Origin of the sequence: Streptomyces sp. NBC_00258, from assembly GCF_036182465.1 — a bacterium.
Classification (GTDB): Bacteria; Actinomycetota; Actinomycetes; order Streptomycetales; family Streptomycetaceae; genus Streptomyces.
Genome location: NZ_CP108081.1, coordinates 4,805,835 through 4,831,515, shown reverse-complemented (window position 1 = coordinate 4,831,515; position 25,681 = coordinate 4,805,835). Strand labels below are relative to the sequence as shown.

General features: G+C 68.1%; 26 protein-coding genes. 6 read left to right on the top strand and 20 right to left on the bottom strand.

What is annotated here, in order from left to right; translation table 11 throughout:
- Nucleotides 1-52: 52 nt before the first annotated feature.
- The 11 genes from fxlM to OG718_RS21320 form a co-directional block, all read right to left on the bottom strand.
- A complete protein-coding gene (gene fxlM / locus OG718_RS21370; RefSeq protein WP_328844851.1) occupies nt 53-1,276 on the bottom strand; it encodes a methyltransferase, FxLD system in 1,224 nt (407 codons plus the stop codon).
- 103 nt (nt 1,277-1,379) lie between these two features.
- A complete protein-coding gene (locus OG718_RS21365; protein ID WP_328844850.1) occupies nt 1,380-2,036 on the bottom strand; it encodes a 2'-5' RNA ligase family protein in 657 nt (218 codons plus the stop codon).
- Between the two features lie 8 nt (nt 2,037-2,044).
- Nucleotides 2,045-3,010 carry a hypothetical protein gene (locus OG718_RS21360; protein ID WP_328844849.1) on the bottom strand — a complete coding sequence of 322 codons (966 nt, stop codon included), beginning with the start codon at nt 3,008-3,010 and terminating at the stop codon, nt 2,045-2,047.
- Nucleotides 3,011-3,034: 24 nt separating this feature from the next.
- Complete coding sequence (locus OG718_RS21355; RefSeq protein WP_328844848.1) at nt 3,035-4,261, bottom strand: bifunctional class I SAM-dependent methyltransferase/NUDIX hydrolase; 1,227 nt, start codon at nt 4,259-4,261, stop codon at nt 3,035-3,037.
- A complete protein-coding gene (locus tag OG718_RS21350; protein WP_328844847.1) occupies nt 4,258-5,622 on the bottom strand; it encodes a phosphotransferase in 1,365 nt (454 codons plus the stop codon). Before OG718_RS21350 ends, OG718_RS21355 begins: the two co-directional genes overlap by 4 nt.
- 306 nt (nt 5,623-5,928) lie before the next feature.
- A complete protein-coding gene (locus OG718_RS21345; RefSeq protein WP_328844846.1) occupies nt 5,929-6,771 on the bottom strand; it encodes an SAM-dependent methyltransferase in 843 nt (280 codons plus the stop codon).
- On the bottom strand, nt 6,761-7,930 hold the full coding sequence (locus OG718_RS21340; RefSeq protein ID WP_328844845.1) for a protein-L-isoaspartate O-methyltransferase family protein: 1,170 nt from the start codon (nt 7,928-7,930) through the stop codon (nt 6,761-6,763). The genes OG718_RS21345 and OG718_RS21340 overlap by 11 nt, the downstream gene beginning before the upstream one ends.
- Nucleotides 7,927-8,418, bottom strand: a complete 492-nt coding sequence (locus OG718_RS21335; RefSeq protein WP_328844844.1) for a response regulator transcription factor — start codon at nt 8,416-8,418, stop codon at nt 7,927-7,929. The genes OG718_RS21340 and OG718_RS21335 overlap by 4 nt, the downstream gene beginning before the upstream one ends.
- 83 nt (nt 8,419-8,501) lie before the next feature.
- Nucleotides 8,502-8,729, bottom strand: a complete 228-nt coding sequence (locus OG718_RS21330) for a hypothetical protein (RefSeq protein WP_328844843.1) — start codon at nt 8,727-8,729, stop codon at nt 8,502-8,504.
- Nucleotide 8,730: 1 nt separating this feature from the next.
- Nucleotides 8,731-9,564, bottom strand: a complete 834-nt coding sequence (locus OG718_RS21325) for a DUF6415 family natural product biosynthesis protein (protein WP_328844842.1) — start codon at nt 9,562-9,564, stop codon at nt 8,731-8,733.
- A 397-nt stretch (nt 9,565-9,961) separates the two neighbouring features.
- Nucleotides 9,962-10,387 carry an ATP-binding protein gene (locus OG718_RS21320; RefSeq protein WP_328844841.1) on the bottom strand — a complete coding sequence of 142 codons (426 nt, stop codon included), beginning with the start codon at nt 10,385-10,387 and terminating at the stop codon, nt 9,962-9,964.
- Between the two features lie 407 nt (nt 10,388-10,794).
- Here OG718_RS21320 and OG718_RS21315 point away from each other — a divergent pair, with 407 nt between their 5' ends.
- The 4 genes from OG718_RS21315 (at nt 10,795) to OG718_RS21300 (ending at nt 15,490) form a co-directional block, all read left to right on the top strand.
- Nucleotides 10,795-12,312 (top strand): helix-turn-helix transcriptional regulator, encoded by a 1,518-nt coding sequence (locus tag OG718_RS21315; protein WP_328844840.1) that lies wholly within the window; start codon nt 10,795-10,797, stop codon nt 12,310-12,312.
- 2 nt (nt 12,313-12,314) lie between these two features.
- Nucleotides 12,315-13,037 (top strand): HAD family hydrolase, encoded by a 723-nt coding sequence (locus tag OG718_RS21310; protein WP_328844839.1) that lies wholly within the window; start codon nt 12,315-12,317, stop codon nt 13,035-13,037.
- A 105-nt stretch (nt 13,038-13,142) separates the two neighbouring features.
- On the top strand, nt 13,143-14,618 hold the full coding sequence (locus OG718_RS21305; protein ID WP_328844838.1) for a helix-turn-helix domain-containing protein: 1,476 nt from the start codon (nt 13,143-13,145) through the stop codon (nt 14,616-14,618).
- On the top strand, nt 14,615-15,490 hold the full coding sequence (locus tag OG718_RS21300; protein WP_328844837.1) for a phosphotransferase: 876 nt from the start codon (nt 14,615-14,617) through the stop codon (nt 15,488-15,490). The genes OG718_RS21305 and OG718_RS21300 overlap by 4 nt, the downstream gene beginning before the upstream one ends.
- Nucleotides 15,491-15,582: 92 nt before the next feature.
- Here OG718_RS21300 and cutA read toward each other — a convergent pair whose 3' ends face one another.
- A complete protein-coding gene (cutA, locus tag OG718_RS21295) occupies nt 15,583-15,906 on the bottom strand; it encodes a divalent-cation tolerance protein CutA (protein WP_328844836.1) in 324 nt (107 codons plus the stop codon).
- 204 nt (nt 15,907-16,110) lie between these two features.
- Here cutA and OG718_RS21290 point away from each other — a divergent pair, with 204 nt between their 5' ends.
- Nucleotides 16,111-16,578, top strand: coding sequence for a gamma-glutamylcyclotransferase family protein (locus OG718_RS21290; RefSeq protein ID WP_328844835.1), 468 nt, complete (start codon nt 16,111-16,113; stop codon nt 16,576-16,578).
- Between the two features lie 244 nt (nt 16,579-16,822).
- A complete protein-coding gene (locus OG718_RS21285) occupies nt 16,823-17,935 on the top strand; it encodes an EcsC family protein (RefSeq protein WP_328844834.1) in 1,113 nt (370 codons plus the stop codon).
- Between the two features lie 67 nt (nt 17,936-18,002).
- Here the strand turns inward: OG718_RS21285 and OG718_RS21280 are convergent, their stop codons facing one another.
- The 8 genes from OG718_RS21280 to OG718_RS21245 all read right to left on the bottom strand — a co-directional run bounded on the left by OG718_RS21280 (nt 18,003) and on the right by OG718_RS21245 (nt 25,627).
- Nucleotides 18,003-18,569 (bottom strand): peptide deformylase, encoded by a 567-nt coding sequence (locus OG718_RS21280; protein WP_328844833.1) that lies wholly within the window; start codon nt 18,567-18,569, stop codon nt 18,003-18,005.
- Between the two features lie 108 nt (nt 18,570-18,677).
- Nucleotides 18,678-19,448: a phosphotransferase family protein gene (locus OG718_RS21275; RefSeq protein WP_328844831.1), complete on the bottom strand. Its 771-nt coding sequence runs from the start codon at nt 19,446-19,448 to the stop codon at nt 18,678-18,680.
- A gap of 2 nt (nt 19,449-19,450) precedes the next feature.
- Nucleotides 19,451-19,921 carry an NUDIX domain-containing protein gene (locus tag OG718_RS21270; protein WP_328844830.1) on the bottom strand — a complete coding sequence of 157 codons (471 nt, stop codon included), beginning with the start codon at nt 19,919-19,921 and terminating at the stop codon, nt 19,451-19,453.
- A gap of 34 nt (nt 19,922-19,955) precedes the next feature.
- The gene (locus OG718_RS21265; protein WP_328844829.1) at nt 19,956-21,545 is read right to left on the bottom strand and encodes a hypothetical protein; all 1,590 of its coding nucleotides are present in this window, start codon (nt 21,543-21,545) and stop codon (nt 19,956-19,958) included.
- Nucleotides 21,542-22,561 carry a glycosyltransferase family 4 protein gene (locus OG718_RS21260; protein ID WP_328844828.1) on the bottom strand — a complete coding sequence of 340 codons (1,020 nt, stop codon included), beginning with the start codon at nt 22,559-22,561 and terminating at the stop codon, nt 21,542-21,544. The genes OG718_RS21265 and OG718_RS21260 overlap by 4 nt, the downstream gene beginning before the upstream one ends.
- A 5-nt stretch (nt 22,562-22,566) precedes the next feature.
- Nucleotides 22,567-23,118 (bottom strand): hypothetical protein, encoded by a 552-nt coding sequence (locus OG718_RS21255; RefSeq protein ID WP_328844827.1) that lies wholly within the window; start codon nt 23,116-23,118, stop codon nt 22,567-22,569.
- Complete coding sequence (locus OG718_RS21250) at nt 23,115-24,200, bottom strand: hypothetical protein (protein ID WP_328844826.1); 1,086 nt, start codon at nt 24,198-24,200, stop codon at nt 23,115-23,117. Before OG718_RS21250 ends, OG718_RS21255 begins: the two co-directional genes overlap by 4 nt.
- A complete protein-coding gene (locus OG718_RS21245) occupies nt 24,197-25,627 on the bottom strand; it encodes a protoporphyrinogen/coproporphyrinogen oxidase (protein WP_328844825.1) in 1,431 nt (476 codons plus the stop codon). Before OG718_RS21245 ends, OG718_RS21250 begins: the two co-directional genes overlap by 4 nt.
- Nucleotides 25,628-25,681: the final 54 nt, after the last annotated feature.

Below are 25,681 nucleotides of genomic sequence, written 5' to 3'. Positions count from 1 at the left end.
ACTCTCTTTGTCCGATGGGATGGTGCAGAACGCCCTGGCTCAGCACCGTGGTTCAGACGGTCGGCCAGGAGATCGAAATCCGGCTGTGCCTCTTGTCGATGATCCGGTCGCCGGTGATCCGGTCATCGGGCGTGCCCGCCGCGTAGACGGCGATGCGCGGGCCGTCAGCGCCGCGGACCTTCTCGCCCCAGGTGCGGAAGAGGTCGGCGATTCGCTCAGCGAACTCGGCCGCGTCGGGCCCGAAGGCGTGGACGCCGTACTCTGCGGTCTTCTTCTCGGTGTCGCGGCGCACGACGGTGTAGGCGAAGTGCGGCCCGTCGATGGCGACCATGGACCAGCTGTTGCCCGTGGGGCCGATCTTGCCGGTAGCCAACTCGGGGTTGGTGGACATGAAGCAGAACTTGGGGACCTGTGTGGACAGGTACATCTGCAGGGTGCCGATGGGCTCCTGGCTGGCGACGGTCACCCCGGTCCACGTCTCCGCGCGGGCGCTGTTCAGGACGCCGTCCAGCAGAGAGGGGTTGGCGGGCAAGCCCTCGTCGAAACGCAGCGTGACGCCCTCCTCTCCGGGCAGCTGCATGACCTGCTGCGTGTGGGAGCCGGCGCCCTGTGCCGCCACGAAACCGCACACGTGGGCGCTGGTGGCGACGAGGTGGTCAGACTGCCGGACGAACCCGTAGGTGCGGGTCAGGCCGTTGATGCGCAGCGGCACGACGAGCCGACCATCGTCCTTGAGCTGGTCGATCCAGGCAGGCGGGATATCCCAGGCGCCGACCGTCACCACGATCGCGTCGTAGGGGGCGTTCTCGGGAAGGCCGTTCTCGGCGTCGGCGACGACGACGTTGACGCTCGTGTAGCCGGTCTCGGTGAGGAACCGCCTGGCTCGGTCGGCGGGCGCGGGGTCGATGTCGACGGTGGTGACCTGACCGGTGGGCCCGACCAGCTCTGCGAGGTACGCGGCGTTCGGCCCGTTGGTGCCGATCTCCAGCACGTTGTCGCCCGGGCGGATGCCGGCCTGCTCCAGCTGGATCGCCTGGATCTGCGGAGCGGACACCGAGCTGGTGTGATTGCCGTGCTCGTCCTCCTTGGTGATCACGGCGTTGTACGTGCTGTATGCGTCGCTGAGCGGCGCCTCGGGCACGGCTAGGTGCCGGGGCACCTTGCGCATGGCGGCCTCGACCGCGGGCGACACGATCGTGCCGTCCTCCTTGAGCTGGTCGACGACCTTGTTGCGGAGCCGGGTGGCCTCGTCGGGGGACACGGTCACATCGGTCATAGAGGGATTCCTTACGGGGCCTCGTGCGCCTTCGCCTCCGGCGTCGGCGCCAACTGCAGGGTGGTTCGGCGATGGATGCCGGCTGGCGGAAGCCGGCTGTTGTTCAACGCCCCAGGGGCAGCTCCTGGATACGTTCGAAGGTGTAGGCGTGGCGGTCGGGATGCTGGGTTTCCATCACCAGCCACACGGATTTGACGCGCACGGTCACGTGATGACGAGCGCGGCGTAGCAGGGAGGAGGCGAGGTCGTCTGCCCGGTCCATTTGGTTGAGGTAGTGGGTGTCGACCTTCCCGTAGGCGGCCGACATGTGCGGGAAGTACGTCTCGGTGGCCTCGGGCAGGACCAGGCCGGCGTTCGTCAGACCGGCTCGGACTCGCAGATTCAGGTGCAGCGGCGGGTTCGAGGAGGCGTCATGGGGCCAGACGCGGGCGAGGATCGCGCTGCGGCTGAGCGCGACCGGGCCGATGTCGATCGTGAACGGCTTCTGTTCGGCCAGATCGATCCGGACGGCTTCGGCGGCGTCTTTGAGCTGCCGGGGACCGACGCGCTCGTCTGCGTAGTCGTGCGAAAGGGCGCCCTGGATGGTCCAGTGCAGGTCGTCGTCGGCGATCGGGGCCACGATGTCCTCGTACGGGGCGAGGACTTCTCGTACCTCCCGGAAGTAGTCGATCACCTCGGCCGGCGGCAGCCACAGCACATGCGGGCGGACGCTGTCCTCGGCAGGAGCGCCTTCAGCACGCCATCGTCGGCCGGCACTCATGAAAGCCTTCATGCTGCTGTCACCCCCAGCTCGTGCAGGGCGAAGTCGGCGGTGACCAGCAGGTGGTCCGAGGCGGCCTCGGCGTCAGGCCCGTAGTGGGTGCGGTGCGCGCGAGCGGTGGCGGCGACGTTCTCCGTGACGCGCAGGGTGTCGATGCGCCGGCGGCCGAAGTCGTCGGCTCGCCCCTTGGCGTCGATCCAGTGCCCGCAAGACCACTGCCACGGCACGTCCAAGACGGCGGCGCTGTCCCGCAGCCCTCCCGGGTCGCGCCGCAGGAACTCCCCGGCCTCGCGGTTCGCTCGCTTGGGAGCGTTGGGGTTGTTGGGGTCGAAGGTGACCTGGTATCGCAGCTTGCGGTGGTTCTGCTCCAGGTAGGGCTCGGGGTCGTAGTACGAGCCGTCCGGGCGGCGGTCGGCGCTGATCGAGTTCCAGTCGGCTGCGACGCCGCCGGCCACGTCGGGCTCCTGGAACACCGCGAGCACGCGGTGGGCCTCCTGGAGGCGCCGCTCCGGGCGGAAGGGGTCGGCGTGGTACGAGCACCAGCGGGTGGGCACCGGGCCGCCGGCCTGGAAGTCGGCCATGGCCAGGCCGTGCCAGAAGTCGCTGCCGCCCTCGTAGGCGCGGAAGGTACCAGGGACCGGCTCGATGTCGGAGGTCCACAGCAGGCCGACGTGGAAGCGGTGGGCACTCGCCCCGGGTGCCTGGCTGGCCAGAGCGGGGATCGCTCTCCTCCCGCGGACCGGCATCACCTCACACATGAGGCCGGTGTCCTCGGCGAGGTAACGCAGCAACTGTTGGGCATCGCTCTTGGTGGGGCCGAGGAGTTCCTGGACGCCGAGGACGCCCGTGCGGTTCTGGAAGGTGGAACGGATGTTTCCCACGATCAGCTCGTAGCGCTGCTTCGCGTCAGGTGTGGTCGGTATCTGCAGGTTGAACAGGTTGTACGTGCCGAATCGGAACAGCGCCGGTGTCACGGCGGGACTCCTTCTGCGTCGTGGTCAGTGCGCGGCCGAGGCGGACGGGGACAAACGCACGGGATAGCGGTGGGCGGGCGCATGGTCGATGGGCAGGTCGGGGCGCCAGAAGCTGAGGACTTGGGCGGAGGGCACGAACAGCGGGCTGGGTAGATCGTCCAGGCGGCGCCACTGCCACTGCGCGACCACCTTCGGTTCCTTGGCGGTTGGTGTGCCCTGGAAGCGGTGGATGAGGACCGCGGCGGTAAGGCGGTTGAGGTTGTGCCTCGCGTCCAGAAGCACGGCGAGCACCCGGACGTCCTCGGGGTGTGCCACGAGGCCGGTCTCCTCGGCGAGTTCACGGATCGCAGCGGTCTCGATGGACTCGCCGGCACCGTCGCATGCGTCCACCTTGCCGCCGGGCAACTCGTAGGTACCCAGGCGGTGTTGCCCCATCAGCACGCGGCCGTCCGGGGTGGAGACGATGATGCCGACCCCCAGGGCCGCCTGGGCGACCGGTGGCCGAAGGCTTCGCTCCTGAGCCACCACCCTGGGCGCGTCGGCGTGCGAAAGGCGGCGGGCCTGGATGAGCTGGCATACCACCGGGTTGTCGGCACCCGGGGCGTGCAAGAGGTCGATGGACTCGACGGCGAAACCGTGCTCGGCCAGCAGCCGCTCCCAGACTTCGGGGGCGAGAATCCACATCTGCACCGGGATCGGGGCGGTCTTCGCCAGCCGCACTTCCTCCTGGCGGGCGGTGACAGCGGGGGAAGGGCCCAGCCCGTTCAGGTTGGTGTGCAGGGTGGAGAAAACCAGTCGTCCGCCGTGAGGCCGAATCCCGTCGCGCAGCACGGGCAGCAGCCGGTGCGGGTCGATGTAGGACAGGCCGTGCACGGAGTAGACGAGGTCGTAGGGTTCACTCTCGCGCAGGTGGGACACGGTGTCACCGGTCAGGAACCGCGCGCCTGGCAGGGAGGCGAACCGGTTCCGGGCACGCTGCTGCTGGGTGGGGGAGATGTCGATGGCGTCGACGAAGGCCGCGTGGTCGCGGGCGAGATGCGCGGCGTGGACTCCGGCCCCGGAGCCGAGGTCCAGCACGCGGTAGCCGGCGACGTCGCCGAGGACGCGGGTGCCGGGGCCGGTGCCCCAGAACCCCCAGTCGATCTCGGTGACCTCCGGGGGCTGGTAGCCGCGGTCGAGCTGCCTGCGCCCGTACTCACGCCAGGCATCCTCATTGACCCGCTCCGCTGCCGTGGGATCGGATGTCGTCATGCCGCCTCCTTCCGGAGCCGGTGCAGGGTGCGATGCCCGCGCTCGACGAGTTCGGGGTCGCCGTGCGCGGCGCCGTACTGGATGCCGCTGAGCGCGTCGAGGGCCGACAGGCCCTTGAGCGCTTGGGCCTCGTCCGGGGACAGCGTGCGGCCGTAGCCGTCGAACAGGGCGGCTTCGAGCTCGGGCGCGTCAATCCAGGTGTCGGCGATGCGTACGAAGTCGCTGACGAGGGGCCCGATTTCAGCGCGTTCCCAGTCGATGAGGGCCAGGGTCCCGTGGTCGTCGAGCAGCAGGTTGCGCCGCTGTACATCACCGTGGCGACGGCCATGGGGGACGGGCGGGACACGGGGCAGGTGAAGGGCGAGGGACCGCACCAGCGTCTCCTCCCCGGGCTCGAGGAGCCCGTCGGCTGCGGCTAGGTGCCGATCCAGCTTGGCCAGCCCGCCCAGGGCCTGCGCCATCATCGGGGGCTCGCCGAGGTGGAGGGCCCGCAGGAGCTGCCCGAGCTGGCGGTAGACGGACTGCCAGGCGGCCATGCTCAGGTCGGCGCCGTGGAGTACGCGGCCGGGAAGCGCGCTGACGATCACGGCGAGTTGTTCGGGGTCGGCGGCGACGAGCTGTGGGGCGTGGCCGGCTCCGAGGGCCGGGGCCCACTCTCTCAGGGCGCCCGCCTCACGCTGGTGGAACTTGGGCCCCTGGTGAACCTTCAGGAACCAGCTCCCGCTGTCGCGTCCGGTAAGCCGCCACACGCGGGACGCTTCCCGCGCCCAGGAGGCGTCCGTGATCTCCTTCAGTGGGCCGATGGTCTGTTCAGCGAACGTGCCGAGTTGCTCGCCCAGGACGGCGTAGGGGTCCGGCGCCCGCGTGGGCAAGGGGTGCAGACGGTTTGGCCCGTTCGCGTCGTAGGCGATCGGGTCGTCGGGTTCCTGGAGGTGCAGCGCGAAGGAGCGCCCGTCCCGGTACGCCTCCAGGCCGGCCCGGCAGTACGCCACCATGTCGGCGGGCAGGTCATGGAGGGCAAACCAGTCCAGCTGTGAGCAGCGGTCCGGTTCGGCGATGCGCGGGACGCCGAACCACCGGGTGACCTCGAAGAACCAGCCGGTGCGGTTGTGACCATTGGGGCTGCGGTGCTGCATCACCAGCGCGACGCGGACATCGGTCGGCCGGATGATGATGCCCAGTTCCTCCTCGGCTTCCCGGACCAGCCCGGTGACCACGTCCTCGAAGTCTCCGTCGAGGTGCCCGGAGGGCATGTGCAGCAGGCCCGAGGCGTAGGTGTCGCCCGCCCGCCGGCTCAGCAGCACCTCGCCGCCACGCCGCAGGACGAGATGGACGTCGACCGGTTCCCGGTGGCGCTGCACGTTGTCGTCCCCGCCCCGATGCGAGGCTGCCTGCCCGTTCACCGCTGGCCTGCCAGACGGGGGAGCGGCCGACGCCGATTCGTGTCTGGGCACCGCGGGGTGGCGTCGGCGAACCGCCCCGCAAAGGGGTTTACGGGAACGCGCGCGAACGCGCGGGTGTGGGGCATGCGGATCTCCGGGGTGCAGACGTGACGTCCAGCGTCAGTGACCGCGACGCCCGGGTGCCCGCTTCCGGACGTCACGGATTCTATCCGGGAGTCCATTGAGAGTCGGCTGGTCACCGGCTTGATTCCGCCGGTCTGCTGATCACGCAGCTCGGCCATGCGCGGGCTCCTTTCGGGCCGTGCCGGCGTATGACGCGGCCTGGGGCAGGACCGGGTATTCGAATGCCAGTGTCTGTGGCGCGGTCAGGCCCGGGGAGGTCAGTTGCCAGCCGTCGAACAGCCGGGCGATCTGTTCCTTCGTCCGCAGGTGTACGGGGCAGCCGGCCGACGTCATGGTCTTGGCGAATCGGCGCACGGGCTTGCCCGAGACGTCGGCGGTGGCGTGCGTGATGACGAGAGCGCTGCCGGGGGCGGCGACGTGTTTGTACTGGTCAACGAGGACGGTCAGGGGCTGTGCCGCGGTGTCCTCGATGTGGTGGAGCACGCTACCGAGGAGAAGGATGACCGGTTTTCGCCAGTTGATCGTCTCCAGGATTTCTCTGGAAGCGAAGATCGACTCGGGGTCGCGTACGTCGGCGCACAGGCTCTCGACGACAGCGGGCGCCTTGCCCGTCATCATTGCGTCGGCGTGGGTGTGGACCAGCACGTCGTTGTCGATGCACACGGCGCGGGCGTCGGGATGAATGCGGGTCAGGACATCCACCGGCGTTGGGCCGTGGGGAAGGCCGCAGCCGAAGTCGACCAGCTGCCGGATGCCCGCGATGGCCAGGGCCTGCACCATCAGGAGCACGTACATGCGCTCGTGGCGCACGGCGCTCTCCAGGAACGGCATGCGGTCGGCCGCCCGAAGGGCCCCGTCCCGGTCGACGATGTAGTGGTCTCGCCCGCCGAGCAGGTAGTTCTGCATCCGGGCGCTCGACGGCCGTGCCTGCAACTCGGCGATCGCTGCGGAGGGGTGGAGGAGCATCGGATGGTCAGGTCGCATGCCGCTCCACCTCGCCGGTGATCGTGTGGAGTTCGGGCAGACGCCACGACGGACCGTCCGGTGCACCGAGCCACAGAGTGTGTTCGGTCTCCGTGATCGTCACGCCCAGCTGCTCAACCTCTGGTTCTCCGACCGCGTGCCACTGACCGAGCGCGTCGAACAGATCGGAGCCGAGATCGCGCGGCCCCCACTCGTAGATGCGGGGGGAGTGGAGGAAGACCACTGCCCGCGACGCCTGGTGGTCATGAATACGCAGGCGGTCGGCAACGTCGCCTTCGAGCTGCGCAACGCCGCGCACGACCTGCATCCGAAGGTCAGGGCGGAGCAGGCCGGCGAACAACCGGGCCGCGGGCCGTACGTGCGCCCCCCTCGCGTCCAGGGTTTCCGACGCCCTCGGGCTGCCCTGCGACTCGACGGAGGTGCCCTCACCAGGGCGGTGCTCGCGAAACCACATGGTCTGCGGAGCCGGTCCGGCGTGGAAACGTCCACTGGCCGACGCCCCGTCCCGCGCCACGGTCAGGACGAGCAGCGTGCTGGATCCGCCCAGAGCGGTACGGACGGGCAAGCACAGCCGGCCACCCGGACGAACCCGGGTGACCCACTCCCACGGCACACGGCGTACCGCACGATGGGACAGCAGCCCGTGGAACGCACCCGCCGGTCCCAAGACCCCGGCCTCAGACCCGCTGACCACCCGAACCCGCGGGTAGGGGCGTAGGCGCTGCCGGGCGATCTCGGCGAGACGCTCCGTGTCCGCGACCGTCACCACCTGGCCGCCCTGGAGAAGGTGCTCCAGGGCGGCTGCCGTCCAGCCGCAGTCCGTGCCGATCTCGGCAACGGCCGTCCCCGGCACTGGAGCGAACGCGGCCAGGCGCGCCGTGGCGTCTTCCTTGGACGGGATCACTCCCGTGACGATGCCGGGGCCGCCCTCCCCACCATCGTCCACGTCGAACACGAGCATCTCGGAGCGATGGACGAACTTCGCCCACTCCCCGGCGTTCTTACTCCGGTCTACCCTGCGCCAGCGACCACCTCGGTGCGTCCGGATCACGTTGGGCACGAAGTCCTGTCGCCGATCGCAGGTGAACACGTCCCCGGCCTGCTGGTGAACGTGGCCACTGCCCGGTCGCTGGCTGCCGGCCTCGACGCGGGCGTTCATGCCTGTCCTGCCATGGCGACGACGTCTCCGGAGTTGTCACGGCCGGTCGCGGGGCCCAGGAGACGGAACTGCCATCCTCGCGTGACCGCGTGTGCGGCTGAGGAAGCACCCAGCGCCCGCAGCAGGCGTCGAGCGTCCTTGCGCACGTCGTCCAGCGGACGCTTCTCGTCGGCCGCGATCTCCTCGACGGTCTGTCCGCCGGCGAGCCCTGCCAGGACTGTGCGCTGCTCCTTGGGCAGCTCGACGACGTAGTCCACAGGCCCGGGGACGGCCAAGTGCCCGTGATGGTAGGCGAGGTTCACCATGCCCGCGCGCTCGGAAGTTCCCAGCTTTCCGCCGATCCGGAGGATGTACGTCTTGACCGTGCTGTCGGACACTCCCATGTCCCAGGCCGTCTCTGCGGTCGTCCTTCCCTGAGAGATGCCCAGCAGAGCCTCCCGCTCCTGAGAGGAAAGCGGCGGCGAGATGGTCTCGTCCGGGGCCGGCATGGTCGTACTCCTTCGGTGTTCTGGCACAGTCGTCGTCTTATCGGGGCCGGCCCACTTTGCTGGTCGGCTGGTTGGGGCGTGAGCTACGAACCGCCGTAGAGCTGCAGGGCGAGTTCGGCGAGGACGTAGACGGTGGGCAGGCTGATGGCGGTAGCGAGGAGGACGGCGCCGCGGTGCTCGCGAGCCTGTTGCCAGCCACGTCGAACGCGCCCTGGGGCCGGCTCGTCTTTGCGGGGTGAGCCCGAATTCGGTGGGGCGGCGGGAGCACGGTGAATCCGCTGAGGATGCGCCGCGCGATAGGACCTGGTCATGTCACTCACCGTCCCGCTCGCAGTCCTGTTCGGCGTAGCGCAGCAGGGTCTCGGTGTGGACCGCGAGACGGTATGCGTGCTTCCTAGCCGCCTTGAGCCCCTCGCCCGGAGCGACGTCGCGGGCCTCCTGCGAGCGTTCGATCGCCTCACCGCATGCGGACCACCCGCGACTCCCGGCGGAGAGCGATTCCAAGTGGATCGAGACGTAGGGGACGAGCGTCGTGACGTAGCCGCTGAGCGCTTGCGTGACCGCCGCGAGGGTGTGCGGATGCGGGTACACCCCCGCCTGCTCCCAGGACTTCGCCGCACGAATGGCTTCGCGGATACGCGTCGAATCGAACCCGGTGCACACAGTCCTGCCCCAGCCATCGACAACGTCGTCAGAGGCGCCGGCAGGAGGAAGGACGGCGAGCAGCTCCCGCCCGACCTCGGACATCCGCTGGTGCAAGGACGCCGCATGCATGGCGTCGCCGGGAATCTCTTCGTCGAGTAGGGCACGCACGCGTACGACCAGTCGATCATCTTCCAGGGGAGGCTCGTTGGCATCGACGGGAAGGACTGCTCCGAGCAGTTGCATCAAGTGGCCGCGCATGAGCAGCAGTTGGACGTGTCGCTCGTCCGGGTCTTCACTGATGGAGGCAGTCTCGGCGAAGACCAGTCTGGTTACTTCGCGGTGAAGGGTCTCCTGCGCCGCGAGAGGCGACGGTCCGGGGGTCAGCGTCGACAGAACGGCCCTCAGGTCACGGCCCAGTTCCTGGAATGGGCCCTCCGGCCAGGACGCGCTGTCCACTTGCCCACCGCTGGCCGTGGGGGCCGAGGTCATGGTGCGAGGCATAGGGGCAACTCCATTGGCGGGGTTTGAAGTTGGCGATCGGGGCGTCGCCTCGACGGCCCCCAAGAGGAGCCGCCGAGGCATTTCGAGCCGCCACTCGCCGACAAGGGCGGTTCGTTCAGGGGAGACACAGCGCCGCGGGCTACACGGGAATCGTTCAGGGAACGCGGAGACACCGGTACCGCCCCGTAGGACCCGGCCAGGACGTCCTGGGACGTCCCGCTGGCCGGATAGAGATGGGAGCCGAACGTCCCAACAACGCAGTGCTGTTGAGGCTGGCTTACCCAGTCGAGCACGCTGGAGGAATCTGCAGTCTGGGAAGAAGTCGGGGAAGAAGGTGACGGACGGGGCATTGTGATCTCGATCGTGTAGTTGAGTGGGGGGGCGGGCTAGTCGTGGATCACGCGGGGGCAGAGTGCGCCAGGGTGAACCACACCTGTTTGCCGCTGCCGTCCTGAGCGAGATCTGCGCCCCATCGGTCGCTGACCGCTTCGACTAGTGCTAGGCCACGTCCGCTGACCTCCCAGCCCGCAGCAGCCCGGCGGACCGGCAACGCGCACGACGAGTCGGTGATGGCGACCCGAAGCACGTCCGTCGCGCACTCGACCTCCACCAAGACGGTGTCGGTCTCATGAGAGCTGCCGTGCTTCACGGCGTTGGCGAAGACTTCGCTGGCGGCCAGCACCGTGTCGTTGATCGCGTCCACCAGGCCCAACTCCATGAGGTGGTCCTTGACCAGTGACCGGACGTCAGCGGCATGCCGGTCCGACGCAGGGAACTCCACCTGAACGGTGGGGGAGACGTGTTCCTCAGTGCCGATTCTCATGCCGACCTCCCTGTGCCCTTCGAGTTCGTGGTCACGACTTCGAGGCGGCAGGTGGGAGCATCCTTCGGCTTCGAGCCGGGCCGGCCAGTCGGTCACGACGTTCAGCCCGACCGCACTCCGAGCGCCTGCTGTCAGCCTCGTCGCAGGGCCGGACAGCACGTGCAACCGGCTGCCCGGCATGGAAGAAGCGGTGTTGGTCTGCTGCGCTGTGAAGTGCATCGCCAGTCCTTGTCGTGGGCCTTGGTCGGTTGCTCCACTCACGCCCTACTGGGGGATCACCCCCCACTGGGGGCTGCCAAGACTGGCGGCGAAAGGTGCCGCCTGCACATTCCGGGGGTGATATCACTTGTGTGATCCAGGCTCCACCTGGAGTAATTGACGTTGCGCTCACGCGGGGGAGGCGGGAGATGCAGGAGCAGTCACAGCGAAGTTGCGGCCGATGCGGCAACCAGCTGAGCAACTACAACACTGGCCCGCTGTGCTTCACATGCACCCGGTCTCGGCCTGTGGAACCGCACCTGCCTACAGTCCCGGAGCACGTCTGGTTCGATCCAGATGTGCGCAGCGCGCTCATTGCATGGGACTTCGGGCGAGTCAGCACTTTGATCCGGCTGCGCGGTTCCCTACGGCAGGACGACTTGGCCCAACTCACGGGCCTGAGCCAGGCGTTCCTGTCCATGCTGGAGGCAGGCAGTCGCCGACTCACAAATATCGACAGAATTGTGCAATTCCTGTCGGGTCTCTCTGTCCCAGCCGAGCTTGTCCCACTTCCCCTGCCGCGCTCCACGCTCACGTCCTCCGTGCACGGTTCCGTCCCGGTCTCCAGTGATGCCGACCCGAGCCTGCCTTGGACCACGGCCCGTATGGTGGCGGCATTGGATATAGCGATGGAGGGCAGCGCGATGCACCGCCGAGGATTCCTCGCCGCTGGTGGCGTGGCACTGACGGCCTTCGTGAATCAGTGGGGTGCAGCCGAAGCGGAGCCACTCCATCGTGCGGCCGAGGGAAGCCGCCTCTCTCAAGTACTGCTCGGCAGTCTCCAGCACACCACGGACCATCTGCGCACGATGGACGCGACCGCCGGCAGCGGCACTCTCAAGACACTCGGCGACAAGCATTTGTCGTTCCTCAAGCACCTCGCGCAAGACACGTCGTACGACGAGGCAACAGGCCGGCAGCTCGCGGCCATCATTGCCGACACTGCTACGCAGACAGGATGGTTCGCCTTCGACTCCGGTGACCGCGACGGAACTCTGGGGTACCTGTACGCAGCCCTGCGCGCAGCCAAGGCGTCGGGGGACGTCCGGCTCGGTGCCGGCGCCCTCTCCTACATCGCCATCTACGGATACTCCACAGGGTCGCCATCCCGTGCCGTCACGGCAGCGCAGCGAGCTCGGGAGGCAGTCGGGAATCTCGGCACTCCGGCGCTCGAAGCCATGTTGCTGACGCGGCAGGCCCGTGGACACGCGAAGCTCGGCGAACGTCAATCAGCACTGGCTGCGCTTGGACGCGCGGCCGAACTCTGTGCTCAAGGGCGCTCAGATCGTGATCCGCACTGGCTCTACTGGATCAACGAAGGCGAGATCCACGGCCAGGCTGCCAGCTGCTACCTCGACCTAGGTGATCCACGGCGGGCTGCCGAAAGCTTCACCGAGGCAATGAAGGCGCTCAACCCTGGAGACCAGCGAACCAAGGGGCTCTTCCTGTCGCGCGCTGCTACAGCCCACACTGCACAAGGCGATCTCGAAGCCGGCTGTGCCGTGGCACACGAGGCTCTCGACCTCGCCGAGCACCTACAGTCCGCCCGCTTCAACGAGCACGTTCAAACCATGCTCGACCAACTCAGCTCGGCGGACCAAAGCCCCTACGCTCAAGGCGTCCTGGAACGAGCCACCGCCATGCGGGGAAAACGGAGCAGGAGTTGACCATGGCCCATCGCATCCTCGTGCTGTGGGACATCGACCGCACGCTGTTGTACGTCGGCGATATCGACCGGCAGGTCTACCGCGAGACTTTTTCCGAGATCGTTGGGCGGCCGGCGGACCGGCTTCCCGCCAGAGGCACAGGGGTAACCATGCCCCTCGCAATCCGGTCGCTGCTCCTCGAAAACGGTGTCCCTGAGCCGGATGTCCCCCGGCTGCTACCGCGCATGGTGGACCTCCTGCCGCACCGACTCGCGGCGCACGCTCAAGATCTTCGGCGCCTCGGGGTCCTTCTGCCCGGTGCAGTATCCGCCCTCAAGGCAGTGCATGGGCAGGCGAGCCTCGTGCCGACCGTTGTCACGGGGAACCTCAAGCCCAACGCGCTTCTGAAGCTGAGAGCCTTCCAACTCGAAGGGTTCCTCGACACCGAGATCGGCGGGTACTCCTCTGATGACGATCACCGCCCCGCTCTCGTCTCGGTGGCTCAGCGCCGTGCTCAAGGCAGATACGGCACTTCGTTCACGCGCTGCAATACCGTCGTCATCGGAGACTCACTTGAGGACGTCCGTACGGGACTCGAGGGCGGAGCGGCCGTGATTGGTATCGCGTCAGGCAAGACCAGCGTTGACGAACTGGCAGCCGCCGGAGCTCACGTCGTCCTCGACAGCCTTGAAGACCCTGCTCAACTTCTGGATGCCATCGCGATGCTGACCACCGATGATGCGTGACAGGTCTGGCCTGGACGGTCCCTGACTGCTGATATCACTGGAGTGATATCAGTGCTGTCGTGTGGAACATACGCTGTCACGTGCAGGAAGAGGAACGGGGGCGCGATGCAGAAGCACGGCCGTGTATGCAGTGGCTGTGGCTGCCGTCTCAGCCAGTACAACCAAGAGCCCCTATGCGCCACCTGTGCACGCGGCCAGCGCCTCGTTGCCTGCTCAACCCCTCGCGTTCCGGATGCAGTCTGGCGAGAGACCGAAGTCCAGGCCGCAATCGCGGCTTGGGAATTCGGTCGAGTAAGCCGACTCGTTCGCAAAGCGGCTGGCCTGCGCCAGGATGATATTGCGTTCATGACTGGACTGAGCCAGGGGTACGTGTCAATGCTCGAAGCTGGGAGTCGGCGCTTAACAAGCCTTGAAAAGGTCGCGCAGTTCCTCAATGGCATTGGTGCCCCTGACTCGTTTCTTCCAGCGCCACTAGGCGGCGTCCAACAGGCGGCGCCGACGCCTCTCACGCCGGAACGTACCTCCCTGAACGAGGGCAATTCTGGAGGCGGGCGGCAGGCATCGGATGCTCGCAACCTGGCAGTGCGGGCTGCGGCGCAGTCGTTGCAGTTCGTTGAGGAAATCACGAATAGCAATGTGAGTGATGTTGAGCTCGTAAAGCTGGAAGCCGAAGTCACCCGGCTTGCGACCGAGTACGTGCATGCTCCATTGCACTCCCTATTCGAAGATCTCTTGTCGACACGAGACAGCATTTTCTCCCTACTCAAAGGTCGACAGCCGCCTCGGCAGGCGCGTGAGCTGTTCCTCCTCGCCGGTACGAGTTGCCTTCTCATCGCGCACGCATCCCAGAACCTGGGAGACGAAGGTTCCGCAATCGCTCAACTCCAGACAGCCTGGACTCTGGCGGAGCACGCCGATCGCGATGATCTGCGGGCGTGGGTCAAAGGCACAGCTGCCCTGTTCGCGGAGTGGTCGCCGCGGCAACAAGCTGCGCTGGACTACGCACAGCAGGCCATGCTGCTTGCGCCTGGAGGTGAGACACGGGCCAGGATCGCCGCGATCGAAGCCAGAACCGCTGCTCGCGTCAAAGACTCAGACAGAGCAATCGCCGCGCTCGATGAGCTCAAGCGAGCCCGCGAGCTTCGGACCGAGCCCAGCGGCCTGACTCGATTTGGTGGGCTGCTCACCTTTCCGGTGGCCAAGCAGGAGTACTACATAGGTGGCACATACGCCCTGCTCGGCAAGCACCGATTGGCAGAAGAACATGCCACCGCAGCGATCCGGCTCTATGAGAGCGGGCCGCAGGAGCTGCGGTCCTACGGCGATGAGGCGCTGGCGCGCCTCGATATCGTGACAGCACGCATTGCCGCGGGCGAAGTCGAGGGTGCCGGCGAGCAGCTCCAACCCATCCTCGAACTTCCCGAAGACCGGCGTATCCGTCAACTTGGCGATGCCATGCATGGGGTGGCTAGGCTTCTTGAGGATCCACGATTCGCCCGCAGCCGACGGGCCCGCGAGCTGGCAGACGAGGCCCGCGGCTATCAGGTCATCGACACCCGAGCGAAGGTCATCGCCTCATGACAACGACGGTCTCTCCTGAGTCCGCCGCCCGTATCGCCTGTCGAGCATCGGGCTTGCCAGACAAGTCCCTCACGCCACTTCATCACCACGCTACCTCCGTGTTCCTACTGGATGCTGAGGATGTGGTGGTACGCGTCAGCCCCGCTGCGCAGCACGGACGTCTTGAAACCTCTGTGTTGCTCACCCGGTGGCTTGTTGCGAACGGCTTCCCAGCCACGGAGCCTGCGGATGTTCGCCAGCCAGTAGTCTGTGGTCCCTACGCCGTCACCTTCTGGCGGCACTACCCGCAGACAGCGTCGGGCGCGCCAGCAGCCCACCACCTAGGAAGTCTGCTGAGGTCGCTACACGATCTGCCGGTCCCGCCTTTCGAGCTGCCGGAATTTCAGCCCCTTTCCTCACTGAAGTTGACCCTCGGTTTCAGTACTTACCTTACAGTTTCACAACGAGAGTGGTTGTCGGCTCGGCAGGCGCTACTTTTGGAGGCTTACCGGGGTTTGGACTTCCCGCTCGGTTATGGCCATATACACGCCGACGCGTACCCGGGAAACACGCTGTGGGACGCCCCAAGCGTTAGGCTCGGCGACTGGGACGAGGCCGCGATCGGCCCGCGGGAAATCGACTTGGCCAACACTTTCCAGGGTGTTCGTTTCGGGCGGAGCGCCAGGGAACTGGATGACTTCAGCCTTCGTTATGGGTACGACATTCGGAATTGGTCAGGGCTCCCTGTCCTTTGCGGAATTAGGGACCTGCATACGCTCGGCTCGTTCATTCGCAGGGCTGACCACGGCGATGAAGCTGCCGCAGAGCAGCTGAATCATCGCATTGCAACGCTCATGAACGAAGACAGCCAAGCTCGGTGGAATGCCGCATAAGCTTCCTGTGGGTGTGCCGTCTGTTCGCGTCCTCAGATTTGTGTCACACCAGGGCAGAACTCGCCCAAGACGCGAACGCGCCGCGCAGCACGTCAACCCATGGTCGTCTCCTCGACGACCCAGGACAGGTAAGAACCCGATCCGTCTGTCACTGGAAGAGTGACCCACTGCGGTACCTCGTACGAGTGCCTCTCGGACACCCACGCCTCCAGTTCCGGCAGCCGGCTAGCGGTCGTCATGTACGAGATTCGCCACTCCCGCGCCGTTTCGATCTCGCTCTTCCACCAGTAGACGGCGGTGAACGGCGCGTCGATGTGAGCGCCCGCTGCCAGCTTGCTCTCAACCGCGCACCGAGCCAGTGCCTTCGCCTGGTCCTCGTCGTCGATGGTCGTCTGCGCAATCACGATGTCGGTCACGCCAGTGCCTCTCAAGCAGGGAGTACCCGACCCTATGCAGCGGCTTCCCGGTGTGCCCGGGTACCAGATCACGAGATGACCAGAATGAGCGCGTCCCCAATCCTGCCCTCATTTGGGGAAGCAGGGAAGTGCCGCCCCAGCCTCAGCATCGGACTTGGAGGAGGCGGCATACCCTCGCCGAGGGATCACGATTACCTTGCAGGAATGACCCTGGTCCAGCCTTCCAGCTCTCGAGCTCGCCTCCCCGATGCTCCCGGTGAACTCTTTGTTTACGGCACGCTCCAGTTCGCTGTCGTCCTCGAAGCTCTGTTGGGGCGACTACCGGCTCACACTCTTGCTTCCGCACCAGGGTGGCGCGCCGCCGCGCTCGAAGGCCGGGTCTATCCCGGACTCGTTGCCGCGCCCGGAAACGCCGCGGCCGGCCTCCTACTCACTGACCTCACCGACCAGGAATGGAGATTGCTCGACGCGTTCGAGGACGACCGATACGACCTGCGGAAGGTGGCCCTCTCGGGCGGCGACTACGGGTTGGCGTACCTCTGGCCGGACGGGGAGGTCCGGCCAGAGGACTGGGACCGAGCCGAATTCGAGAGTCTGCATCTTCAGGCTTACACCGCTCGGTGCGCCCGGATCGGCCCGAGGCTGGCCGCAGGCGAGCCCAAGGGCGAGTAGGCAGTCCGGCGCCAGACTGGGCAGGTGCTGTAATCCTCGCCGGCGCAGGCGAGGAGCAATTGCCAATAGTTGCAAATCGGTTCGCCCCTGCACCCTGCCGAAGCAGACGAAGTAGGCGCAGGTGGTGCCGCGGGGGATGGCGTCCGCGACCACACGCCCCACCGTGCAGCAGCTCCGTTGTGCGCGTGAACCGGTGTGCACTAGTACGAAACTGCGCGGAGGTCTTGGCCACTACCATCGCGGCATGGGAGACCCCTCGGAATACGAGCTCGCGGCCTGGCGTGACATCCAACGTTTCAAGGGCCGCCCACTGTCACGAGTGATGAGAAGCGCCGGCGAGCAAGTGGCCGCCGGCGCTGCGGAACTCGGCAAGCGTGCCACGAAGTATCTGGAGAACCACCCACGGGCCCAATCGGCCGTTTCGCGTGGACAGGAAATCGCTGCCAAGGGCGCTCACAAGGTCAGCGCCGGAGCTCGCGGAGCCGCCGACGCCCTCCCGGACTGGAGCGGCGCGGCTTCTCAGTCCATACGGAAGACGGTGGGACGGGTCTCGCGAGCGGGACTCTCCTCTCAGCGGGTGGTGGCGCGCCACAAGAAGCGCGGACACGACGTTGCATCACTGGCCGACCTGCGCCGCCTCGACCTCCAGCAGATCGACGCTGTCCGTGGACGAGCAGCGAGCTGGTACTACCCGGCCGGCGCAGCACTCTCGGGAGCGGGCGCGGGACTGGTGATCTCCGGAGGACAGCTCGTCATCGCCGCCTCCGCTGGCGCCGCGGCAGCGCCTTCGGGAGGTGCGATCGTCGGTGCTTTTACTGCTGATACCGCAGTCGTCCTCGGACTCGCGTCCCGCGCTGTTGGCCAGGTCTCGCTGTTCTACGGCTACGACCCCGAAGAGCCTGCCGAGAAGCTCTTCGTGATGTCTGTCGTCAACGCCGGGACGGCGAGCTCGGCCACCGCCAAGAACGCCGCGATGGCCGACATCTCGCGGCTCACCCAAGCACTCTTCCGCGGCAAGACGTGGAAGACCCTGAACGAGGCAGTTGTCGCCAGGGTCTCCACGCAGTTCGCGAAGGCGTTCGGCTTTCGGCTCACCAAGGAGGGACTCGGCAAGGCCGTCCCCGCAGTCGGGATCCTCGTCGGGGGCACCCTCAACTGGACCACTCTGGAGGGGATCGTCGACGCCGCCGAGGTGGCCTACCGGCGGCGGTTCCTCCTTGAGAAGTACCCGCATCTCGCCGACGAGGAGGCATCCGGTTCGTTTCCTGATGTCGGCCCGGACGTCCCAGACGACGCCGACGAGGCGATCAGTGTGCTTGGCCAGCTCGCCGAGGCGGGCGGACCCGATCTCCGCTGAACCGACGCGATTCACATGCCTTCCGGCGGTCCGAGACGTGCGTGCCCACGGTCATACCCTGCGTCTTCTACTCGTATGACCAGGCCCGGCCGGTGGCTTCGGCCGTCCCGCGGTACTCCTCGACGGGAATTGGGGCCACGCCAGGCCGTATCCGATTCAGCAGTAGAAGACCGCCGAGGTGATCGATCTCGTGCGCGATGAGCCGGGCTTCGCCCCGTTCATAGACCGTGGTCGCGGTGCTGCCGTCCGGCGTGACCGTCTCGACGGTGATCTGCAGGGGCCTGGGGACCGGGGCCCGTACGTCGAAGAACGACAGACACCCTTCGAACTTCTCGTCCATCTCGTCGGAGGCGGCAGTGATACGTGGGTTGAGGAGCACGATCGGGTCCGCGTGGGGCGGTTGGACGACGGCTGCGGCCCGGCCGATGCCGATCTGTGGGGCGGCCAGGCCCAGGCCCTTGCCGGAGAAGTCGTGCGCGTGGCGGATCCGTTCCATGGCGTCGAGGAGTTGGCTGATGACGGTGTCGGCGGTCTCCCGCTCATCAGGGAGTCCAAGGGGGCGGGCGGTCCCGGTCAAGATCGGGGCACCGTACTGGACGATGCCGAGGTTACGCATCTGCTGGCTGGGTCGCACTCGGATCAACTCCCCCTTCATTGACGGTCATCGGGATTCTGCCCCACGGGACGCATCAAGGCGGCTCGTTGCGGTTCCGACGGCCGGTGACGGGCCCGCAGCTCAACATCATGTGATGGTGCCAGCGGTGAGGGCCAGGGCGTGTGCCTGAACTCTGAGGTCGGTGGCCAGAGCCGCATCGGCGATGAGGTGGAGACGCCAGTACAACCCCAGGCGCCGCTGGCCGGCTGGAGTGAGCCCATGGGTGAGTACGGACTGAGGTGAGAGCAGGCGCAGACGTACGGCGAGGCGGGCGAGGTCGGACAACGGATCGCCGAAAGCGGCGAGTTCCCAGTCCAGTAGTAACCGTGGGCCATCCGGGACGCGGAAGAGGTGTCCGGGCTGGAGGTCATGGTGGAGCAGCCGGGGCTCGATGTCGAGATTCACTCGGTCGAGGTCTTGGCGGAGGGCTGCTGCGACGGTGACGAGACCGGGTGCCGTGGCTGTGTAGAGGTTCAGGCGGTCGTGGAGGTAGTCGCGCCAGGTGGGGTGGCGGGCGGCTCCGGCGAGGCGCCCGAAGTGTGTTCCGGGGATGGCATGGACTGCGGCGAGGGGGCCGACGAGTTCATCCAGGAACTGGCCGGCGGGGACGGGCTCGGCCTGGGTGACGCTCTGGGCGGTCCAGGCCGGCTGCCTATCGACGTCAGCGTGCAGCAGGCGGGGGCTGGGGGCCCGGTGGTGGGTGAGGAGGGCGAGGGCGGCGGCCTCGTTGGTGGCACGGGCCGGGTCGCTGTAGTGCTTGAGGATGTACGGCTCGCGTCCGCCGATGTGCCAGACGCGGTTGGCCTGGCCGGTGGTGATTTCAGTTGCGCCGTCGGGGACGCGGCCGTCGATCCTCACGGTCAGGCGATGTCGCCGAGGTAGCGGGTGGGAGGCTCGCCGTGGGCGAGGTCGGCGATCGGACCCCGCAGGCCCTGGGGCAGCAGGTTGAGGCCGGGCACCTTCTCCAGCTCCACCCATTCCAGCCCGGTCTGTACGTCGTCTTCGGCATGCCCGCCTAGCTGGCCCGGGATGCCTTCGGGTCGGCACAGGAAGATCGCTTCAACTCGGTGGTCCTCCGGGGCGCCGCCGTGGTGGGCGCCGATGTACTCGCGCAGCCACAGCAGGCGCTCGAGCGTGACAACCAGTCCGGTCTCCTCGTGGACCTCGCGGCGGACCGTGGTGCCGAGGGACTCGCCGGGGTGCTGGCCTCCGCCGGGAAGGAAGTAGCAGTCCTGGCCCTCCCAGTGGGCGCGCTGAAGCAGGACACGGCCGTCATGGAGGACGACGGCCTTGGCCGCGTTGCGGACAGTCGCGATAACGGGTTCAGCCACTGGGGCTCCCACTCTTGCTCGGGGGTTGAGGTGTTCAGCGTTCAGTCTTACCGAAACCGAGGTGGCGTCCGGTGGCCTTGGTCCAGATCAGCCGCCAGGGTCCGGCCAGCCGGATGAAGGGCTGGAAGGGGCTGCCCGCGGCGAGCGCGATCGGACGCGCTGGGGTAGCGCGCGGCGGTAGCTCGGTGGTGGCGGGCGGGATAACGCTGTGGTGCAGAGCCGGTGCCAGGGCGAGCAGCCGGGCGGTGGTGATGGGGCCGTGGAGCAGGATGCCGGCTGTGGCGAGCCCGGCCCAGAGAGGGCTTGCCCACCAGGCGCTGGCCACGGCGGCGGTCAGCAGCGGTGCGCCGAGGAGCCAAGCGGCTTCGTCCGCCCACTCCCGCAGGATGAGGGCGGCCCTGGCAGGCTGGGGCAGGGCGCTGGCTAGGTGGGCGACCTTTTGGGCGTGGCGGTCGGGACGGGCGGAGGCGGTGAAGGCGAGCGCGTGGAGGTTGGTCAGTCCGGCCGTGTCGGTGTAGGGCTCGTCGAGGACCAGGGCGGTGGACGGTGCGAAGTCGGCACCGAGGAGGGAGAGGCGGTGCCCGGTGCCGAGGTCTTCCATCGGTTCGGGGAAGCCGCCGAGCTGGCGCAGGGCCGGGAGGTGGACGGCCATGCCGCACCCGACGGCGTACACCATCGGCCGCAGCCACATCCGGACCGGCTCCGGAAGCCGGGAGCGGGTGAGCCACTGGTGGAGGCGTATGCGGGCGAGTTCGATGCCGAGGGAGCGCCGCAGCTGGTAGACCCACTCCTCGGTCAGCAGCAGGCCGGCCATGCCGCGCGGGAAGGGGCGGCGGGTGAGCAGAGGGAGCCGCTGTTGCTGGATCAGTGCTGGCGTCCGGCCGGTGCGTGTCCGGTGGACTGTGGCGGCGTCGGCGAAGGCGGTGAGGGTGGCTGCGTCGGGGATGGCGTCGGCGTCGTAGACCAGGATGAAAGTCTCATGCGCGTGGGCGTCCTCGCGCCAGCCGAGTGGCCCGAGCACGTCGGGGAGGCGGTCGAGGGCGAAGTTGAGCTGGCCGGGCTTTCGGCCGCCGATGTCGGGCTGGTGCAGGTGCATAAGCGGCAGCCCGCTCGTGGGGCCGGTGGTCAGGGCGGTCACGATGTCGGCGGTGGTCGGCTCGGCGTCGAACCGCTTAGCCAGCACCGCCAGGCGTTCGTCGGGCGGGGTGGTATTGACGGTGTCGGCAATGGCGGGGCAGCGGGCGGCGGGGAAGAGGCCCCGCAGCTGGGATGCCGTCAGCGTGGGCAGCGCGGCGAGCTCCGGCAGGCGCTTGCGGTGCTGGGCGCGGGCGGTGTGCTCGCGTTCGGTGGTGATGACCGCGACGGTTGCCCGGCCGGTGGGGTAGTCGAGCCCGGTGAACGCGGCGATCGACTGGGCGGCGACGGCCTGTTCGCGCAGCATCGGCAGCAGCACCACCAGCCACGGGGCCTCCCTATTCTCGTCGGCGGGGCGGCGGCGGGCGGGGGCGGACAGCAACCACCGCGCACTCGCCTCGACCGCGAGAGCGGCCCAAACCGCGCGGGCCAGCAGCCCGGTCACGAGGACCGGCACCACAACGTCCAACCACACGTCGGCGGCGCTCATTTTTCCCCCAGCAGCCGGTAGACGGTGCGCATTTGGTCAGCGACCAGCGGCCAGGCGAAGGACTCGGCCTGCTCCCGGGCGGCCACGCGCCGTGCGGTGTGGTCGGCGGTGCCCAGCTCGGCAAGGAGCTTGTCGGCTGCTTCGGCTGCGGCCGGGACGTTGCCGGATGGGATGAGGACGGCTGCCGGGCCGTTTCCGGTGTAGTGCCGGATGCCTCCGATGTCTGTGACGACGGCTGGGGTACCGCAGGCGAGTGCTTCCAGCAGCGCGTTGTTGGCGCTCGCCCCGGTCAGGGGCAGCAGTAAGAACGCCGCCCGCTTGTACAGGCCGATCAGTTCTTGCTCGCTGATCCCTTCGAGGATGCGGGCGGCCGGGTGCCAGAGGCGGGAGGCGGCCCGCCGGGTGACGACGGTCAGCTCGATCTCCTCGCCGTGGCGGCGGTGCAGGAGGTTGTGGACGGCGTCGAGGGTGTCGAAGTCGCGCAGCCACCAGCCGACGGTCAGCACCAGAGGCCGGCCGGGCTCCGGTGGCGCGGTGGCGGGGGTGAATGCGGTGGTGTCGATGCCGTGCGGCACCAGGTGCACGCGCTCGTTAGGGAGCAGGTTGCAGAAGAATGCCTGTTGCTGGGGGTCGAGGACGATGATCTGCTCGGCCCGCGCGGCCAGGCGCCGCCATACCCGCATGGGCAGCAGTCGTGCGAGTTGGTCGGGCGGCTGGTGGTAGGTGACGGCGGTCGGGCCGGTGCGGTGGCGGGAGAACCAGAACTGTTCGTCCCCGTACAGGACGTGCGCCGGCTGGTTGGAGGCAAGGACGCGCAGGTCGGTGGCGAAGTGTTCGGCCGGGTAGAACGGCAGAGGGCACTGGGGGCCGAGCACGCGGTGGGCGGCTGTGAAGGCCAGCCGTGCGCCTGGGTGTCGGGGCGGGGTAATGCGGCGGACTTCGGGCAGGTGGTCCAGTAGGCGGTCGTAGCCGCCGTGGGTGGTGTGCCAGGGCACGCGGACGACGGAGGCGATCACGCGCGTCACCTCGCTGTTGCGGGCAGCAGGTTGAGCGGGCGCAGCTGCGTGGTGATGGCGGAGGGCCGGTCGAGGTGCACGACACTCAGGTCTGCCGTGCGGTCGGGGTGGAGTCGCTCGGACCAGCGGCGGCGGTGTCGGTGGTGGTGCAGAGGTCCCCAGCGCAGGATGGAGTCCGGGGCCAGCAGGTGGCGGAAGGTCTCCCGGTTTCCAGCGAACAGTTCCTCGCCGGTGGCGGCCCGCCGTAGCGAGCGGTTGACCAGCCGGGGCAGGCAGACACGCAGCGGCAAATCGAGCCACAGGACCAGCTCGGCGCGGGCCAAGAGCATCTCGGCGACCTCGCCGCTGTAGTTGCCGTCCGCAATCCACGCCGGTCCGGCGAGCCGGTCACGGACGCCCTTGTGGAAGACAGGCGTGTCCAGGGGTGTCCAGTGGGGTCCCCAGAACAGCTCGTCGAGGTCGATGCCGGGCAAACCGGTGTGGGCGGAGATCGCTGCGGACAGCGTCGACTTGCCCGAGGCGACCGGTCCGACCAGGGCTATGCGGCTGGGTGTCACAGGAGCCTCCCCGTCACGGTGTCGGCGATCCGCTCCAGCAGGTCAGGGCTGTGCACGCCAGCCGTGATCGCCAGGACTGGCACCGTGGCGATGAGGCTCTCGATGACGGCGGCGGCTCGGCGGGCCAGGTCGTCGACCGGCCGGGTCCGGACGGCGAACCAGGGCTCGCGCCAGTCCTCGTCGTATGGGGTGCAGCACGCGGTGGAGAGAGTGGTGCGGGCCTGCGCCGCGCCGAGGACGCGGCTGCGCAGCCTGTGGTCTTCCTCGCGGAGCTGTGGGATGACGACGAGCCGCAGTGGCGCCGTCTCCTGTACACGGGAGGAGAAGGCGCGGGCGAACTCGCGTGGGGTCAGAGCCGCTTTGCGGGTGCTGCCGAAGGCATCGGGCAGCGTGTGCGGGTTCGGCAGGCCCTCGCGCCGGGCGACTGCGGACAGGGTGCCGCCGCCGATCCGGACGGAGATCGGCACTCCAGCCACCGCGCTGGCGTCGGCGGTGATCAGCGCACGGTCGGAGGCGATCAGGTCGGCCCTGTGGTGGGCGGCCAGCGCGGTCAGAACGGTGGTCTTGCCTGCCCCGGAGGGAGCGGCGATTAGCACACCGTGGTCGTCGATGGCGGCGGCTGCGGCGTGAAAGGAGGTCAAGCCGCGATTCTCGGCGCAGCGCATGACGACCTCGCGGACGACGCGCATCAGGTACCGCTCGCCGCGCACGGCTCCAGGGTTCAGGAGCACGGATAGCCGACCTGCCGCATCCCGAGCGTAGAGGTGGTCCTGGGGCAGGTGCGTGTCGGGGCCGGGCCGCCACCAGGTGATCTGTTCGAGCTGGCAGGAACGGTACGGCTCGCCGCGGAACGGCACCACGGTCAGTGACGGGGCGCCCGCGGCGCGGGCCATCCGGTTCTGGAAGGAGTCCGCGTCGTGGCGGATCCGGACTGTCGTCTTCTCCCCGCACGGTGGGGCGAGCTGGTGCTCGGGGACGAAGGCCCGAAGGTACCGCTCTTGGGTGGCGTAGAAGGCGACGTCGGTGACGGCGCGGAAGCGGTGTCCGGCGAACATCACCGTGGCCGTCTTCGCACCGGTCACGATCGGCACTCCACCCGGACCGCGGAAAGGTCGGGTGCGGAGGCGAGGAGTTCCTCTCGCGTTCCGTTCAGCAGGCGGCGGGCGATGTCGATGCCCATCTTGACCGCGTGGTCCATATTGCCGATCTCGTAGCGCCAGGTCCCGAACCGGCCCCGGGGGTAGATACCGTGGGCTTCCATCCACGGCACTACCTGCGCCAAGACTTCGTCCCGCCTCAGGGTGGGGACTGGGTAGGCGTACGGGATCACCTCGACATGGGTGCTGGCGAGCGGCGTGTGCTCGGGCACCAGGCCCTGACGGCGAAGCGACTGGTCGCAGGAGCGGACCAGAGCATGGCGGTCGAGGCTCTGGCCGGGGATGAGGGAGGTCTCTGTCATCCAGGCGCTGTAGGCGCCGGTGTCGGCGCCGGGGACGTTGGCGGGCGCGTACTTGCTGAAATTCGTGGCCCGGTAGAAGGGGATGTCGGGCTGTGGGAAGTAGAGCCAGGACCGGCTGTCGGCGGTCGGTGTCTTGTAGCCCAGGCCGACCATGGCCACGGTGGTGTGCCGCAGGCTCCGGGCGGCCGTCCGGAGCGAGGACGGGCAGGTGGCGGTCATGGCGGCGAGCTGGTCGAGCGGGCCGGTGGCCACTAGGTGGTCGTAGCCGACTTTCTCGCCGTCGGCGAGGATGGCGGTGCGGGTGCCGGGATCGACGGCGACCACGTGAGCCTGGGTGCGCAGGTGGCCGGCGTCGATGCGGGCGGCGAGCCGGTGCCAGATCTCGCCGGTGCCGCCGGACGCGGGGAAGGCGAAGGTGGCGTTCGGACCCCACCGGCGCGCGGGTGATGCGGTACCGACGAACGCGGCCAGAATCTCCTCGACATCTACAGGGGCCACCCGCTCGGCCACCCACGCCGAACCCATGTCTTCAAGCGGCGTCGCCCAGATCTTGGTGTTGTACGGGGCGAAGAAGCGGTCCACCAGGGCCTGCCCATACATGGTGCCCAGCCACGTCGCGAAGTCCGCCGGTGCCGCGGATTCCACACTGTTGTCGGGGCGTGCGGCCAGGAGATCGCGAAGGCAGGCCGTAGCGTCCTTCGGCGGGAGGTGATGGAGGTGGTGCTGGAAGGGGTAGGGCATCCATCCGTCGCCGTAGCGGATGTAGGAGGAGCGGTCGTGGTACAGCAGCTCCTCAGCGGTGAACAGATCGGCCAGCAGCCGGTCAAACTCGCCGAAGTGAGAGAAGACCACGTGGCCGCCCAGGTCCCACGTGAAGCCGGCCGCGTCCACTACGGATGAGGCGAGCCCGCCTGGGGCGGACGCGGACTCCAGCAGCAGGAAGTCGTGGTGGCCGAGGCGGGTCAGCTCGTCGGCGCAGGCCAGACCGCATGGTCCGGCCCCGAGTATGACGATCCGGCCGGTGTCTGGCGTGTGCGTGGGGTGGGGCATGACGCCCTCCTTCGATCGGCAGACGACGTGGAAACGCCCAGCCCACGGGTTGGG

Coding starts and splice junctions, on each gene's coding strand:
- OG718_RS21290 (WP_328844835.1), top strand. CDS start 16,111: ATGACCCTGGTCCAGCCTTCCAGCTCTCGAGCTCGCCTCCCCGATGCT.
- OG718_RS21265 (WP_328844829.1), bottom strand. CDS start 21,545: ATGAGCGCCGCCGACGTGTGGTTGGACGTTGTGGTGCCGGTCCTCGTG.
- fxlM (WP_328844851.1), bottom strand. CDS start 1,276: ATGACCGATGTGACCGTGTCCCCCGACGAGGCCACCCGGCTCCGCAAC.
- OG718_RS21320 (WP_328844841.1), bottom strand. CDS start 10,387: ATGAGAATCGGCACTGAGGAACACGTCTCCCCCACCGTTCAGGTGGAG.
- OG718_RS21365 (WP_328844850.1), bottom strand. CDS start 2,036: ATGAGTGCCGGCCGACGATGGCGTGCTGAAGGCGCTCCTGCCGAGGAC.
- OG718_RS21355 (WP_328844848.1), bottom strand. CDS start 4,261: ATGACGACATCCGATCCCACGGCAGCGGAGCGGGTCAATGAGGATGCC.
- OG718_RS21345 (WP_328844846.1), bottom strand. CDS start 6,771: ATGCGACCTGACCATCCGATGCTCCTCCACCCCTCCGCAGCGATCGCC.
- OG718_RS21310 (WP_328844839.1), top strand. CDS start 12,315: ATGGCCCATCGCATCCTCGTGCTGTGGGACATCGACCGCACGCTGTTG.
- OG718_RS21325 (WP_328844842.1), bottom strand. CDS start 9,564: ATGCCTCGCACCATGACCTCGGCCCCCACGGCCAGCGGTGGGCAAGTG.
- OG718_RS21285 (WP_328844834.1), top strand. CDS start 16,823: ATGGGAGACCCCTCGGAATACGAGCTCGCGGCCTGGCGTGACATCCAA.
- OG718_RS21340 (WP_328844845.1), bottom strand. CDS start 7,930: ATGAACGCCCGCGTCGAGGCCGGCAGCCAGCGACCGGGCAGTGGCCAC.
- OG718_RS21315 (WP_328844840.1), top strand. CDS start 10,795: ATGCAGGAGCAGTCACAGCGAAGTTGCGGCCGATGCGGCAACCAGCTG.
- OG718_RS21335 (WP_328844844.1), bottom strand. CDS start 8,418: ATGCCGGCCCCGGACGAGACCATCTCGCCGCCGCTTTCCTCTCAGGAG.
- OG718_RS21245 (WP_328844825.1), bottom strand. CDS start 25,627: ATGCCCCACCCCACGCACACGCCAGACACCGGCCGGATCGTCATACTC.
- OG718_RS21330 (WP_328844843.1), bottom strand. CDS start 8,729: ATGACCAGGTCCTATCGCGCGGCGCATCCTCAGCGGATTCACCGTGCT.
- OG718_RS21300 (WP_328844837.1), top strand. CDS start 14,615: ATGACAACGACGGTCTCTCCTGAGTCCGCCGCCCGTATCGCCTGTCGA.
- OG718_RS21305 (WP_328844838.1), top strand. CDS start 13,143: ATGCAGAAGCACGGCCGTGTATGCAGTGGCTGTGGCTGCCGTCTCAGC.